Annotated in this window: 11 protein-coding genes; 7 read left to right on the top strand and 4 right to left on the bottom strand. The window is 40.1% G+C overall.

Annotated elements, in window-relative coordinates; all coding sequences use genetic code 11:
- Positions 1–1653 (bottom strand): penicillin acylase family protein (locus tag VNZ46_RS04365; protein ID WP_325558898.1); only part of this gene is annotated, 1653 nt, incomplete at its 3' end.
- A 197-nt stretch (positions 1654–1850) separates the two neighbouring features.
- Between VNZ46_RS04365 and VNZ46_RS04360 the strand changes: the two genes are divergently transcribed.
- The 3 genes from VNZ46_RS04360 (at position 1851) to glgB (ending at position 9448) form a co-directional block, all read left to right on the top strand.
- On the top strand, positions 1851–4736 hold the full coding sequence (locus VNZ46_RS04360) for a TonB-dependent receptor (protein WP_325558897.1): 2886 nt from the start codon (positions 1851–1853) through the stop codon (positions 4734–4736).
- Between the two features lie 262 nt (positions 4737–4998).
- The gene (locus VNZ46_RS04355; protein ID WP_325558895.1) at positions 4999–7470 is read left to right on the top strand and encodes a glycoside hydrolase family 31 protein; all 2472 of its coding nucleotides are present in this window, start codon (positions 4999–5001) and stop codon (positions 7468–7470) included.
- A 31-nt stretch (positions 7471–7501) separates the two neighbouring features.
- On the top strand, positions 7502–9448 hold the full coding sequence (gene glgB, locus VNZ46_RS04350) for a 1,4-alpha-glucan branching protein GlgB (protein WP_325558894.1): 1947 nt from the start codon (positions 7502–7504) through the stop codon (positions 9446–9448).
- A gap of 329 nt (positions 9449–9777) precedes the next feature.
- On the opposite strand, the gene VNZ46_RS04345 is transcribed toward glgB, so the two are convergent.
- Positions 9778–10143 (bottom strand): DUF6799 domain-containing protein, encoded by a 366-nt coding sequence (locus tag VNZ46_RS04345; RefSeq protein WP_325558892.1) that lies wholly within the window; start codon positions 10141–10143, stop codon positions 9778–9780.
- Positions 10144–10406: 263 nt separating this feature from the next.
- Between VNZ46_RS04345 and VNZ46_RS04340 the strand changes: the two genes are divergently transcribed.
- The 3 genes from VNZ46_RS04340 (at position 10407) to map (ending at position 12592) form a co-directional block, all read left to right on the top strand.
- Positions 10407–10886, top strand: a complete 480-nt coding sequence (locus VNZ46_RS04340) for a peroxiredoxin family protein (protein WP_325558891.1) — start codon at positions 10407–10409, stop codon at positions 10884–10886.
- A 464-nt stretch (positions 10887–11350) separates the two neighbouring features.
- A complete protein-coding gene (locus VNZ46_RS04335; protein WP_325558890.1) occupies positions 11351–11758 on the top strand; it encodes a GreA/GreB family elongation factor in 408 nt (135 codons plus the stop codon).
- A 69-nt stretch (positions 11759–11827) separates the two neighbouring features.
- Positions 11828–12592: a type I methionyl aminopeptidase gene (gene map, locus VNZ46_RS04330; protein ID WP_325558889.1), complete on the top strand. Its 765-nt coding sequence runs from the start codon at positions 11828–11830 to the stop codon at positions 12590–12592.
- Here the strand turns inward: map and VNZ46_RS04325 are convergent.
- Positions 12589–13479, bottom strand: coding sequence for a LysR family transcriptional regulator (locus VNZ46_RS04325; RefSeq protein WP_325558888.1), 891 nt, complete (start codon positions 13477–13479; stop codon positions 12589–12591). The genes map and VNZ46_RS04325 overlap by 4 nt on opposite strands.
- 91 nt (positions 13480–13570) lie before the next feature.
- Between VNZ46_RS04325 and VNZ46_RS04320 the strand changes: the two genes are divergently transcribed.
- Positions 13571–14293, top strand: a complete 723-nt coding sequence (locus VNZ46_RS04320) for a class I SAM-dependent methyltransferase (protein ID WP_325558887.1) — start codon at positions 13571–13573, stop codon at positions 14291–14293.
- 73 nt (positions 14294–14366) lie between these two features.
- On the opposite strand, the gene gap is transcribed toward VNZ46_RS04320, so the two are convergent.
- Positions 14367–15368, bottom strand: a complete 1002-nt coding sequence (gene gap / locus VNZ46_RS04315) for a type I glyceraldehyde-3-phosphate dehydrogenase (RefSeq protein ID WP_325558886.1) — start codon at positions 15366–15368, stop codon at positions 14367–14369.
- Positions 15369–15515 lie beyond the last annotated feature (147 nt).

The raw sequence follows: 15515 nt of genomic DNA, 5'->3' as shown, positions 1-15515 counted from the left end.
ATCGTTAATGCGCTTCCCTCGTTCATAAGAGCTGAATTCCCAGTTGATATAGTATGGATAAGTTTGATCGGTAGAGCTCTGATTGGCAGAGCTAACAAAATGACGGGGTGGATTTTTAACTGTCGGATTTTGGGATGCAGGTATCCAGCCCTGCCAGTCACTTTTAGGATCACTGCCATCGAGAATAAATTTTCCCTGGTCTTTCCATTTTAAGGGAAATTTACCATTTGGTGTAATAGCAATATCGTTATCTGCTGAAGCAAAAATGAAATTCTGTGCAGGAGCGGTATAGTAGGCCAGCGCTTTTCGGTAGTCGCTATAGTTTTTCCCCCTGTTCAGGTAATAGAAAGTCATGAGTTCATTTGACTTTTCATGGGCTATCCATCTCAAAGCATGACCTAAAGGGACATTATCTGCCCTGGAAAGTTTCTCTGGTTTTTGAAAATAAACTACCGGGCCATGATGTGTGTAGATCACGGTATCTGTTTCTGTATGACCGCCCCTGATCTTAATCTTCTCCAGTCTTTCTGTGGTCTTGTTCCACTTATTGTCATACCAGTATTCTTTGTGGGTATTGTCTTTAAATTTAATTTGATAGAAGTCCAGTACATCGGCTGCTACATTGGTTACGCCCCAGGCAATGCGCTGATTAAATCCTATGGTAATACCAGGAGCTCCTGGAAGCGAAACACCATAGGCATTTAAACCTGGAGCATGTAATTGTATTTGATACCAGATTGAAGGTAAGGTTAGATCCAGGTGCGGATCATTCTCCAGAATTGGTGAACCGGAAGCTGTTTTTTCCCCAGACAGTGCCCAGTTGTTGCTGCCTATTCCATCTATTTTTTGTTTCGTCCTGATATCGCCGGTAACCATCTGGTTAAAAGCCAAAGGGGCTGCTGGAACCAGGATTGGTTTAAAGTCCCATTTTGTGCCTTTAGGGATAATAGGGTCTTCTCTGAAAGGATAATCTGGAAAGAGATTGCCAGTTACCTCAGGGCCATATTTTTTAAGGATATTCGACATGTAAAATTCGTCGGAACCCATCGCGAGTACGGCCGACATTTGTTTAAGAAGCAAAGCACACTTAAGAGGAGTCCAGTCTTCAGGCACAAAATCCAGTATTTTATACTCCAAAGGCAAATTCGCCCTGGAAAGAGAATGGATGTAGGCATTGATTCCTTCCGTATAAGCGGTCATCATCTCTTTTGATTTTGCATCCTGCATCATGCCTTTCAGAGAATTTTCAGCGCCGTAAACCATTCCCATGCGGCGTTGATAACGGTCAAGCTCAATGGCTTTACTACCTACCACCTCCGATAAGCGGCCGGCAGCAAAGCGGGTCTGGAAGTCCATTTGCCATAAGCGGTGCATAGCGGTAACATAACCTTGAGTGTAATAAACGTCATAATCATTATTAGCAAAAATATGAGGGATCATCCGATCATCAAAGACCACTTCAACACGATCGTGGGTGCCTTTAAGTACAACCTTATGGTTCAGGCCAATACCAGAGGGCTCCGCATTTTGCCAGAATCCGGTAAAAGGATTCAGGAATTTAAGCAAAGGAGGGACAGCGCCAAATTTGGTGTTGAAAATATAAACTAACAAAAGGGGGATGACGACACAGAAGGTAGCTTTAACTTTATTCATTGCAGTTTAGTTAATAAATCGTCCTGTCGGAACAAGCAATCCATTTAGTTTTCTAAGGCAATTTAATAAAACTTCGATCAATTTTCATCCTATCCAAATTTTCTAATCTTAATGTGGCTTAAAAATGAATTTGTTAGTTTCATTAATTGTGTTAAATTTATATACACTAAGTTAAACCCAAATCTAAATTACAGCGTATGATAAGAAATTTTACAAAAATTGTGCTGATCCTTCTGGTCTGTTGCTCTGCTGTGCTATCGGTACAGGCACAATCCATTGCGATCAGTGGAACAGTTACAGATAAGCTCAGCCATGAACCTATACCGGGTGTGGGGATCACTGTTAAAGGAACTACAGCAGGTACTTCAACAGATCAAAACGGAAAATTTTCATTCAGTACCACGGAAAAAAGACCACTTACTTTAGTTATTTCCTATATTGGGTATGCTTCTGTGGAAAAATTAATTACAGGTAATACTGCAGGATTGAACATAGAACTCGAACAGACAGGAATATTGGGGCAGGAAGTTGTTATTTCAGCTTCAAGAACACCAGAGCGAATTTTGGAATCACCTGTCTCTATTGAAAGAATGGGACAGAGCACCCTTAAAGAGCTGCCGGCACCTTCTTTTTATGATGCACTGAGCAATATGAAAGGCGTAGAAGTAAGTACACAGAGTTTGACTTTTAAATCCATTAATACGAGGGGTTTTAATTCCAATGGAAACAACAGGTTCAACCAATATGTGGACGGTATGGATAATCAGGCGCCAGGATTAAATTTTTCGGTGGGCAATATAGTGGGTATAAATGACCTGGACGTAGACAATGTGGAGCTCTTGCCAGGAGCATCTTCGGCTTTATATGGAGCCGGAGGAATTAACGGAACAATGCTCATGACTTCAAAAAGTCCTTTTGAATATCAGGGACCAAGTTTTCAGTTTAAGTCGGGAATTAACCACGTCAATGACAACAACAGCAGTACTCAGCCATTTAACCAGTTGGATGTAAGGGTGGCTAAAGCCTGGAATAATAAATTTGCCGCCAAAGCGACTTTCTCTTTTTTGCAAGCCCAGGACTGGCAGGCGGATAATTATAATAATTTTAACCGCGCTTCAAGGACGGTTATTCCGGGAGACAGAAATTCAGATCCCAATTATGATGGGGTGAATGTTTATGGAGACGAGGTTAGCCAGAACATGCGAAATGTAGCACAGTCGGTTTTGAATGCCGGAACTTCTGCTTTTGTGAAGGGGGCATTGGGTTTGCAGACCGATCCTACAGCGGCTCAGATTGCGGCTTTTAAAGCTAATCCTGTTACTCAAGGTTATCTAACGAACTTTTTAAGCACCAATGCACAAATGAAGCCCTTTTTTGCAGGTCTGAATACTCCAGGATTGCTGCCCAATCAGAATGTGTCCAGAACAGGTTATAATGAGCGGGACCTGGTAGATTATAAAACACAATCTCTAAAGATTTCCGGAGCACTGCATTATAAATTTACGTCTACCATAGAAGCTATCGCTCAAGCCAACTGGGGAACTGGTACATCTGTATATACAGGTTCTGACCGTTATTCTTTGAGAAATTTTAGCATTGGCCAATACAAACTGGAATTGAAAGGACAGGATTTCTTTGTGAGGGCTTATACCACGCAGGAGCGTTCAGGTGATTCTTATATCTCTTCTATTTTAGGAAGTTATATTAATGAGGTCTCTAAACCTTCTACACAATGGTTTCCGCAATATGTAGGTACTTATGTCGGAGCCAAGGCACAAGGCGCAAGTGACGCAGCTGCAAATGCTGCTGCCAGAGCAGCGGCTAACCAGGGCCGATTCGAACCAGGCTCACCCGCATTTGAGACGGCGAAAGATCAAATCATGAACACCACCATCGCCAGTACAGACTTTGCTAAAGGTAAATACGGTGCTAAATTTGATGATAAAACAAATTTATACCACTATGAGGGTATGTATAACTTCAGCAATGCCTTTAATAATGTGGTAGAATTCCAGGTTGGTGCGTCCTACAGGCTTTTCCAGCTCCGGTCTGCAGGTACTATATTTGATGATTTGAACAGGGACCTTGACATCAAAGAATACGGAAGTTTTGCCCAGTTGGGTAAGAAATTTCTGGACGATAAATTAAAGCTTACCTTTTCAGGGCGCTATGATAAAAGTAAGAATTTTGACGGTCGTTTTACTCCTAGAATTACCGGCGTACTTACTGTGGCGCCAAACAATAATATCCGGGTCTCCTATCAGACAGGGTATCGGAATCCAACTACGCAGAACCAGTATATAGATTTATCTGTTGGTGGAGGATCACAAAGATTAATTGGTGGTTTGCCGGAAATCCTCAATAAATACAATTTGTTTACCAATCAGGCTTTTACCGATGTGAGTTATCGTGCATTTCTGAATTCCGCGGCAACCGGGACACCTAATCCTGCTTTATTGGTGCCTTATACCTTTGATCCGAGAGGGGTAAGGCCAGAAAGTGTTCAGGCATATGAAGTCGGGTATAAAGGTTTGCTGGGGCCTAAATTTTTGATTGATGCCTATGCCTACTATAATATTTATAAAGATTTTATTACCTCAGTAGATGTTTATCAAAGTAACGGAGCAGGGTCCTTTACTAAATTTGGCGTTCCCGTGAATGCTACTGGAAAGGTAACTTCGTATGGTGCAGCATTAGGAATAGATTATCTTTTGGGTAAATACAATCTGAGTGGTAATATATCCTATAATAAGATAGGCGATATTCCAGCTAATTATATCAATGATTTTAATACGCCCGAAATCCGTTATAATTTAGGCTTTGGAAATAAGGAAATCATTAAAAATATCGGTTTTAACGTAAACTATCGCTGGCAGGGTAGTTTTTATTGGAACTCCTCTTTTTCTTCAGGAGAAGTCCCTGCTTTTGGAACGATGGATGCCCAGGTTAATCTGAAGATACGGTCCGTAAACTCCATGATTAAAATCGGAGGGTCAAATATTTTGAACAAATACTATATTACCTCCTATGGTAATCCGGCTGCAGGAGCGATATATTATGTGGCCTATGCTTTTAATCTTTAGATACTACCCTTATTCTTACAAGCCCCGGTATTTTTACCGGGGCTTTTTTTATGATCATCATTCCAACTTTGCAAAGCCCTCCTTTTAAATAAGCCCCAAAAATGAACATCAGAAAAATCAGAAAACTTGGTTAAAGTGTCAAATACAAATAAATGAAGCTAATTATATATCTAAATATCCTTTGCTTTTAATATAAAAATTAACACTTTAGATGTATAAAGTACACGATCTCAGGATTTCCAATTTTTATACAAACGATTTCATGGAAGAAAGAAACGAACAAGGAAAAGAAATAAAAGACAACGAAAATATTCAGGAAATAGTTGAAGAAACCATCCAACATTTAAACAATCCGGTAACTGTTCTTAAACCTATAGTAAAGAAATACCTTTCATCTGTAACTAAAGTGGTTACAGAAGGAAATAAATTTTTCTTCTCTGATGGCGATGCCAGGGTCGAAGTTCGTGTGGTAAGCGATGAGATTATTCGCGTAAGGCTTGCACCGCACGGTGTTTTTCTGGATGATTTTTCTTATGCAGTAAAAACTGTAGATCAGAAGGTTACAACTTTTGGGATGGTGGAATTTGAAGACCGTTATTCTATCTCTACGAACACGATTACCTGTAACATCAGGAAGTCAGATTTCCTGATTTCATTTGTGGAAAACAGTTCGCAGATGGTGATGAGCGAAGACGAATCACCTATGCACTGGGAAGAAAATGTTGAATTCGGCGGCTACTATGTGTATGCTACAAAAAAATGTTTACCCCAAGAGAACTTTTTTGGCCTGGGAGATAAGTCTGGTAATTTAAATTTAAGAGGCAGGCACTTTCAGAACTGGAACACAGATGCCTACTCCTTTGGATGGGATCAGGATCCTTTGTACAGAACTATACCTTTTTATAGTGGCTTGCATGATCAGGCTGCCTATGGAATATTTTTCGACAATACTTTCCGTTCCTATTTTGACTTTGGTAAGGAAGATGTCTCCAAGACAAGCTTTTGGGCAGATGGTGGTGAGTTACAGTATTATTATATCCATGGCCCTCATTTGATGGATGTAGTGAAACGCTATCAAACCTTAACCGGCACACACCCGATGCCACCAAAATGGGCTTTAGGTTATCATCAGTGCCGCTGGAGTTATTATCCTGAAAGTAAGGTGAAAGAAATTGCCGAAGGGTTCCGCTCCCGGGATATTCCATGTGATGCTATTTACCTGGATATTGATTATATGGATGGCTACCGCTGTTTCACCTGGAATAAGAAGTATTTCCCTGATCCCAAAAGAATGATCAAGGAGCTGCTAAATATTGGGATGAAAACGGTAGTAATGATTGATCCGGGAATTAAAGTGGATGATAATTACTGGGTATTTAAAGAAGGCAAAGAGAATAATTACTTTTGCCGCAGGAGTGATGACTATTTTATGGAGGGACATGTCTGGCCTGGACGTTGCCAGTTCCCTGACTTTACCAATCCTACTGTTCGTGAATGGTGGGGTGGATTGTACAAAGAATTGGTAGATATGGGCGTGGCTGGTGTTTGGAATGATATGAATGAGCCTGCTGTTTTTGGTTCAGGAACTTTTCCTAATGATGTGAGGCATAACTTTGATGGCTACCGCGGATCGCACCGAAAAGCCCATAATGTTTATGGCATGCAGATGGTTCGTTCTACCTACGATGGACTGAAGAAACTGATGCGTAATAAACGTCCTTTCACGATCACCAGGGCTGGTTATTCGGGTATGCAGCGTTATGGTTGTGTATGGACCGGTGATAATGTGGCCACATGGGAACATTTAAAAATGGGAAATATTCAATGCCAGAGAATGTCCGTATCCGGAGTTCCATTCTGTGGAACAGATATTGGCGGTTTTAGCGGCGAACCCGACGGAGAATTGTTTACCCGGTGGATACAGATGGGAACCTTCTCTCCCTTTATGCGGGCCCACTCTGCCGGTGATACTTCTGAAAGAGAGCCCTGGAGCTTTGGTGAACCTTTTACCAGCATCAACAGAAAATTCATAGAACTAAGGTATAAACTGATGCCTTATATTTATTCGGTATTCTGGGAGCACCACCGTTATGGTTTCCCAATTTTGAGGCCTTTGGTGATGCTGGAGCAGGATAAGATAACTAACCATTACAGGCAGGATGAATTTACTTTTGGCGACAAGATTATGGTTTGTCCGGTTTTAGAACAAGGGGCTATATCCAGGATCGTTTATCTGCCAAAAGGAAAGTGGTATAATTTCTGGACTAACGAATTGCTTGAAGGAGAAAAAGAACATGATGTTGCAGCTCCGATAGAAAGTATGCCATTGTTTGTGAAGGCCGGATCTGTAATACCGGAATATCCAGTGATGCAATATGTTGGTGAAAAGCATATTGATGAGGTGATGTTGAACGTTTATTATAGTGACTATGAGGTAAATTCTTTCTTCTTTGAAGACCATGGAGATACTTTTGCGTATGAACAGGATATTTATTCAGAAAAGAAGTTCAGTGTAAAGGGCGATGCTGTATCTTTACTGATAGAGCAAACTACAGATGGGCTGTATACGCCTAATTATGAGTTGTACAGCTATCAGGTCATTGGGATTCCGTTTCAAGTGAAAAGGATCATTATTGATGACCGGGAGCTGACCGATTTTACCTTGGATGAAAGTGGCCATCTTTGCTTTAAGTCCAATAAGAATTTTGGCGATATTAGAATATTTACCATATAACCTTATATAAACCCAGTTTCAATCCGATATCATGAGCAAGTCCTCAAAAAGTGTTTCTAAAAAGCAAAGTACCCCGGTTTGGATCTATAGTTTATTTACAGATTTTGATACATCCTTGTTCATATCCGGTAAGCATTTCCGCTTATATGAGAAATTAGGCGCTCATCTGATAGAGGTTGACGGGACACCGGGAACTTTTTTTGCGGTCTGGGCACCTAATGCTCAGCAAGTTGGTGTGACGGGTAATTTTAACCAATGGAGCAAAACAGCCCATCCCTTGTACCGAAGGCTGGACAGTTCAGGGATCTGGGAAGGATTTATTCCGGAAATAGGAAAAGGTGAAGTCTATAAATACGCCATTAAGGGTTTTGACGGCATTGATATAGAAAAAGGAGATCCTTTCGCCAGCCGATGGGAGCATCCCCCACGTACAGCTTCTGTGGTTTGGGATACAGATTATAGCTGGAAGGATAAGAATTGGCTGAGCAAACGGCCTAAATTAAATACATTGAGCCAGCCTGTTTCTGTTTATGAATTGCATTTAGGCTCCTGGCAAAGGGATCCGAGTGATCCCGATCGGATTCTGACTTATAAGGAAATTGCGAATACATTAGTACCTTACATACTTGAAATGGGTTTTACTCATGTAGAGCTAATGCCTATTATGGAATATCCTTATTTCCCATCATGGGGATATCAGATCACAGGGTATTTTGCGGCAAGTTCCCGACATGGAACACCACAGGAGTTGATGTATCTTATTGAGCAACTTCATAAAAGTAATATTGCTGTGATCCTGGACTGGGTGCCTTCTCATTTTCCGGGTGATGCACATGGGCTGTATAAATTTGACGGTACGCATTTATATGAGCATGCAGATATGAGAAAAGGTTTTCATCCGGACTGGAAGTCTTATATCTTTAATTACGACAGGAATGAGATCAGGTCTTTTCTGATCAGTAATGCCTTATTCTGGATGGATAAATATCACGCAGATGGACTCAGGGTAGATGCAGTGGCTTCTATGTTGTATTTTGACTTTTCCAGGAAGGATGGAGAGGCAGGTACCAATGAGTATGGGGGCAGTGACAATCTTGGCGCGATCCAGTTCCTGAAAGATATGAATGAAGCGGTGTACGGAAATTACCAGGGTGTACTGACGATTGCTGAAGAAAGCAGTACGTTTCCCGGGGTTACGCATCCAGTTTCAGAAGGGGGGCTTGGTTTTGGTTTAAAGTGGATGATGGGCTGGATGAACGACACGCTCAAGTATTTCAAGAATGATCCGATCAACAGAAAATACCATCATCATCAATTGACTTTTAGCATTACCTATGCTTTTTCCGAAAAATTCATGATGCCTTTTTCGCACGATGAAGTGGTGCATGGTAAATCTTCTATGATCTATAAAATGCCGGGCGATGAATGGCAGAAATTTGCGAACCTGAGGACTTTATATACCTATATGTTTACCCAGCCGGGAAGTAAACTATTGTTCATGGGCAATGAAATTGCACAAAACGGCGAATGGAATTTTACCAAATCCCTGGACTGGGACTTATTGCAGTATGATTCTCATAAGGGGATGCAGAATACGGTAAAGGCACTCAACCATTTGTACAGGACAGAACCAGCATTATATGCCAATAACTATTCTTATGAAAGTTTTGAATGGATCAATGCTGATGACGCGCAACAATCCGTTTATGTGTACATCAGAAAAGGATTGAAAGCTAAGGACACGCTGATTGTCATCTTAAATCTGACACCTGTGTTCCGGGAAAATTATAGGGTTGGTTTGCCTTTTAAAGCAGAATGGAAGGAGATCTTTAATTCTGACGCCGTTGAACTTTTTGGCAGTGGGAAAGTCAATGATGGAACCTATCTGCCGGAGCAGGTCGGTTGTCATTTCAGAGAATACTCTATAAATATGGATATTCCTCCTTTAGGTGCCGTTGTTTTAAAACAGGCAAAATAATTTAAAGAAGTGAATTGTGCGGAAAATTCTGTACAACTGCTTCAAGACTAACGATATCAGGCGGGCTGAAGACCAGCAGATCTCTGAGGTCTTTTCGCAGCGTACGAGAATTTCCGCAGCAAATTGCAGAGGAAGGAGGTGACCCGGGCTTTATGCCATTTATCGGGCTAAGCACCCAGAAAAAAAGAATATATCTGCAGAGAATCCCTTTTAAGGTTTGCGGACTTTTTCAGTCCGCTTAAGCTTAAGCAGCATTCGAGCAGATGTATTCTTTTTTTTAAGCAATTTAAAATTTAAGCGATTCAAAAATCACAGAAAACAACGTCCTATTACATCACGCTGGTACTGTCTTTTTTCATCGTTTTCATGCGTTTTTTCATCATTTTCATAGAGTGCATTTTACCCTCCATATTGATCATGTCGCCATTTTTCATCATGGAAGTTTTTCCATCGGCCATTTTTACACTGCCATCGGTCATCACCATAGTTCCATTTTTGAGTGTCATGGTTTCTTTCATTTCCATATGTTTCCCATCTTTCATAACCCACATTTTTCCATCTTTCATCATAATGTGATCATGCATTTTACCCATTTTTTGGGTATGCATTTTTTTGTGCATGGTTGTGTCTTGTGCCATCGCAGCGCTGCAGGTCAGCATAACTAATGCTGTAAATGCCATTAATAATCTTTTCATTTTTTTTGTTGTTTGTGTTGATGATATTTTGTGTTTTGTTTGTTGCTTAGAATAATATTTTTATTTATTAAACAATTGCAGTTTAAATAGGTTTTAAATGATTGATGTTTTTCCGGTAAAGAAGCGCTGGTGGAATAGGAGTATAAACGTTCGGAGATTGTTGCGCAGTGGTCATAATTAAAAATGATCCTGAATTCATTGCAGTTAATTAAATTAGAATGCGATATTTACCTTTATGTTTTAAACCTGTTTAAGGGAATTTTATGAAGTCTATGAAATCTTTGTTTTTTGTGTTGATATGTTCTGTATTCTGTTTTAGTGTTACCGCTCAGGTTCCAGCAACCATGCCTGATTTTAAATTGTATACTTCCGGTCAGACAGGGTTTACAAAAAATAATATTCCAGCCGGAAAGCAATCATTGATTGTTTTTTTTGATGCAACTTGCCCGCATTGTCAAAAGGTAGCAGGGGAACTTTCTAAAAAGACAAAGGAACTGAGTAAAATCAATATTTATATGGTTTCCCTGGATGAATTCAGGACCATAAATTACTTTATGGAACATTATGCGAAATCTTTAATTGGATTAAAAAACGTAACCCTTTTACAAGACCGGGATCATGTATTTATACCGCTGTTTTCACCTTCTAAATACCCTTCAGTCTATCTGTATTCTGCGGATAAAAAGTTAAAATTCAACAATTCGGGAGAGGTAGAGGTTTCGAAGATCCTGAACAAACTTTAAATACTTCTAAGCCGCGGGTGGCAGCCATGGTTTTGTTTTTCTATTAATTTACCCTATCTTTATTAAAACGCGGTGATCTTTATTATGGCCGCAATTAAGATTCAATGGAAAAATTAGGTGCATCTTATTTAGACAGTTTATTGTGTTTCGCTTGCAAATCGCAGCGGGCCTATTTGTCTTATGCACGTGTAAATAGTTCCCATTCTCCCTTTGGATTTTCTTTCCAGCAGAGTAGTAAAGACTTTCTAGTTTAAGCCCCAATCCATTTAGCTTCAAGGTTTGGGGCAAATACATGGAAAATTTTGCGGGTGATTTATGCATAAGGGAATTTCTTCTCTCCTGTTCTTTGTCGCAAACCTTTAGTTTTTCATTATAGAATGAGCCCTTGGGGCCGGAAAGCAGTATGCGGTTTGACATAGACCGCGAAATTCATTCATTACAGATAGATATTAAAAACAATCATCATGGAAAATAACCAATTGATCATTACCAAAAAAGAATACGAATTGTTATCCAATCACTTAAAATTAAGCAGCAGATTGTCTGATTTCAACAAGGATAAATTACATCATGAACTCAAGTCTGCAAAGATTGTTACAAAGGATAACTTGCCAGAGGATGCTATTGTCCTGGATTCTTTAGTTACTATACAGGATGAGGAAACCGCCCAGGAATTTACCTTTCATCTGGTTATACCTGAAGAGGCAAATATGAAGCTGAATAAACTTTCGGTGCTGGCGCCAATAGGTATTGCTTTATTGGGATATACCAGCGGAGCACGTGTAGACTGGGAAATGCCAACAGGTGTTAGGAAATTTAAAGTAATCAAGGTAAATAGATATATAAATGAAAATGACAAGGAGATCGCATAATAAAGGTTGATTCCGGAGCGTATTGGACAATTTTTGGTAACTTTGCGGATCATCTTAAAATTAAATTTTATGTCAGTAAGTACAGAAGAAGAATTTATAGGAATGCAGGAGGTAAGTCAGGCTGTAGCGTCTACACTAAAACAAATGCGAGAATTCGCTAAGCCCGGAATGTCAACAAAAGAACTGGATGATTTTGGGGGGCATATACTGGAAAGCTTTGGAGCTAAATCTGCACCGAGACTCACTTATGACTTTCCCGGATGGACTTGTATCAGCATAAATAACGAAGCAGCACATGGTATCCCTTCGGAAGAGAAAATTCTTTTGGATGGTGATTTAATCAATATAGATGTTTCTGCTGAACTGAATGGTTTCTGGGCAGATAATGGTGGTTCTTTTGTTCTTGGCGAGGATATTCATCATCACTTGCGGCTGGTTAATGCTTCTAAGGAAATTCTGTACAAGGCTATTGGTAAAATAAGAGGTGGTGTTAAAATTTCAGAAATTGGCAGGCTGATAGAAACAGAAGCAAAAAAACAAGGGTATACGGTGATCAGAAACCTGGCTGGGCATGGTGTTGGAAGAAGTCTGCATGAGGCTCCTGAAGGGATCCTGAATTGTTATGATAAATACAATACGGAGAGGTTCCGGAAGAATTCTACAGTAGCCATAGAAACTTTCATTTCTACAAAGTCAACATATGCTGTTGAACAGGAAGATGGTTGGACACTGAAGGGGAATAAGGGCGGCTTTGTTGCCCAACATGAGCATACTATTCTGGTTACAGATGGAGAGCCACAAATTCTGACGATTTCTAATGGGATATTCGATTAAATCCTGTTTGGTGTAGGGTTGTATCTTTTTATAAACCATTGTAAAGCTTCCTGATGGTTGTTGTTCTTGTATGCGAGTACAACTTCTGTGTAGATAGAGAGATTTTTCAGGTCGGCAAAGTTTATTTGCAGGTATTTATAATGTTCTTTTAAGGAGTGGGGCAGAATGGATACACCCGCTCCGCTTTCTACCAGTCTTAATATAGAATGAACATTGTTTGCCTCATGGGAGAGTTGCGGACTAAAACCCAGTCTATTGCAAATTTCAACTAACTTCTGATGATAGGCTGGTGCATAATCACGATTGAAAAATATAAAAGGTTTTTCAGCCAGGTATTTTCCAAGTGCTGCATTAGACGAAAACTGAGGGCTATTCGCGGGTAAGACTGCGATGAAGGGATCATGAAAAAGTGTATTTAAGGTAAGTTGTGTTGAAGCTATAGGCGCGCGCATAATCCCTATATCCAGTTTTCCTTCTTCCAGGGCATGAATTTGCTTCTGAGTGGGAAGTTCATAAAGCTGTATAGAAAGGTAGGGGAAATGTACCCGCATCTCTTTTAATACCTCCATCAGTAGGGGATGATAAGTGGAGCTGATATAACCTATCCTGAATTCTCCGTTCAGGTGGTCGTGGATCTGTTTAACGGTGTTTTTAGTTTTATTGATCCTTGTTAAAATCTCCTCTACTTCTTTTTTGAAATAGATACCGGCGCTGGTCAGTGTAACGCGCTTGTTGTTGCGGGTAAAGAGCTGTGCACCCAGTTCTTCTTCCAGCTCTTTAATCTGCCGGCTAAGCGGGGGCTGAGAAATGAACAGTTTTTCTGCCGCTTTTCTAAAATGAAGTTCTTCGGCAACCATTTTGAAGTAAAGTAAATGTCTAAGTTCCATTGATATCTGTTGGGTATCGTTTATAGGAGTAATTGATATTTTTAAACTATCAATTATAAAGATAGTTTTGGTTAAATTAAAATGAAAAGATATGAATCATCAAGACCGTAAGAAATCTTCTTTAGACGAGATCAGAGAACGCTTTGATAACGATGTGGAGCGATTTTCTAACCTGGAAACCGGACAACAGACTACAATAGATGCGCCTGTTACTCTGGAACTCACTACAAGTGCTGCACTTTTTGTAAATCCAGATGCTAAAGCACTACTTGATATTGGCTGCGGAGCAGGTAACTACAGTCTGAAAATGCTGGCGAAAATCCCAGGTCTGGATTGCACACTGGTTGATTTGAGCAGACCGATGCTGGATAAAGCAAAAGAAAGAGTTTCGGCAGAAACATCTGGTACGGTGGAAATCTTGCAGCAGGATATACTCGAGGCTGAATTTCCAGCAGAACATTTTGATATTATACTTGCGGCAGCAGTGTTGCACCACCTGCGTGAAGATGCAGACTGGGAACGGGTATTTTCAAAACTGTACCAGTCACTTAAGCCTGGAGGAAGTTTTTGGATTTCAGACCTTATTGTACACGATGCAGTGCATTTAAATCAATTGTTTACTCAGAGGTACGCTGCATATCTTGAAGGACTGGGGGGGGCGGAATACAGACAAAAGGTATTTGATTATATAGAAAAGGAAGATACACCGCGATCTATTAATTTTCAACTGGATTTAATGAAAAAAGTTGGTTTCAGGGATACCGAAGTATTGCATAAAAACGGATGCTTTGCTGCATTTGGTGGAATAAAATGAAGGTAAAAAGAAAGGGATGTCGCATCCACGCACATCCCTTTTCTAACCAAATATAAACCTGTATGAACGGGTTTTACTTTAAGTTTCCGTAATATTCTACGAATTTCGCTAATGCAGAAGAATAGCCCCATTCGTTATCATACCAGGAAACAACTTTAACAAAGTTATCATTTAAGGAGATACCAGCTTTTGCATCGAAGATCGAAGCATGGTCATCACCAATAAAGTCAGAAGAAACAACTTCTTCGTCTGTATAGCCCAGCACACCTTTTAACTCGCCTTCAGAAGCTGCTTTCATTGCCGCTTTGATTTGCTCGTAAGTAGCTGGTTTTTCTAAACGTGCAGTTAAATCTACTACAGAAACATCTGCAACAGGTACACGGAACGACATACCGGTTAATTTTCCTTTTAATTCAGGAAGAACCATTCCTACTGCTTTAGCAGCACCAGTTGATGAAGGGATGATGTTAGAGAAACCACCACGGCCACCTCTCCAGTCTTTTGCAGAAGGACCATCAACTGTTTTTTGCGTTGCAGTTACCGCGTGGATAGTGCTCATTAAACCTTCAACGATACCGAAATTATCATTTAATACTTTAGCGATTGGTGCCAAGCAGTTTGTTGTACAAGATGCGTTAGAAACGATAGTTTGATCTGCCGTTAATTTATGGTGGTTAACACCCATTACATAAGTTGGAATGTCGCTGTCTTTAGCAGGAGCAGAGAAAACTACTCTCTTAGCACCAGCAGCAATATGTTTTTCAGCGTCAACACGTGTTAAAAATAAACCAGTAGACTCAATTACGGTTTCTACACCAACTTCATTCCATTTTAAGTTTGCAGGATCTCTCTCTGCTGTAATACGGATGGTTTTTCCGTTAACTACTAAATGTCCGTTTTCTACTTCAATAGTTCCGTCAAAACGTCCGTGAGTAGAATCATATTTTAACATATAAGCCATATAATCCGGCTCAACAAGATCGTTGATGGCAACAATATCTAATCCTCTTTTTAATGCAGCTCTGAAAACCAGTCTGCCGATACGGCCAAAGCCGTTTATTCCAATTTTGCTCATATTATTTAATTTGAATAGTAGTTAAGTAAATTATATATTGGTTCTTTAGTAATGGTGGTAATTTCGATACCATGCTTTTTGGTAATGGCTCTTAATCTGTCCTGAAAATGTCCGGCAACGATACCTACAAAATGAATTTCTTTGCCA

This window comes from Pedobacter sp., from assembly GCF_035566355.1.
Taxonomy (GTDB): Bacteria; Bacteroidota; Bacteroidia; order Sphingobacteriales; family Sphingobacteriaceae; genus Pedobacter.
Note: the sequence above shows the minus strand (reverse complement) of the source record. Positions and strands in the feature narration are given on the sequence as shown.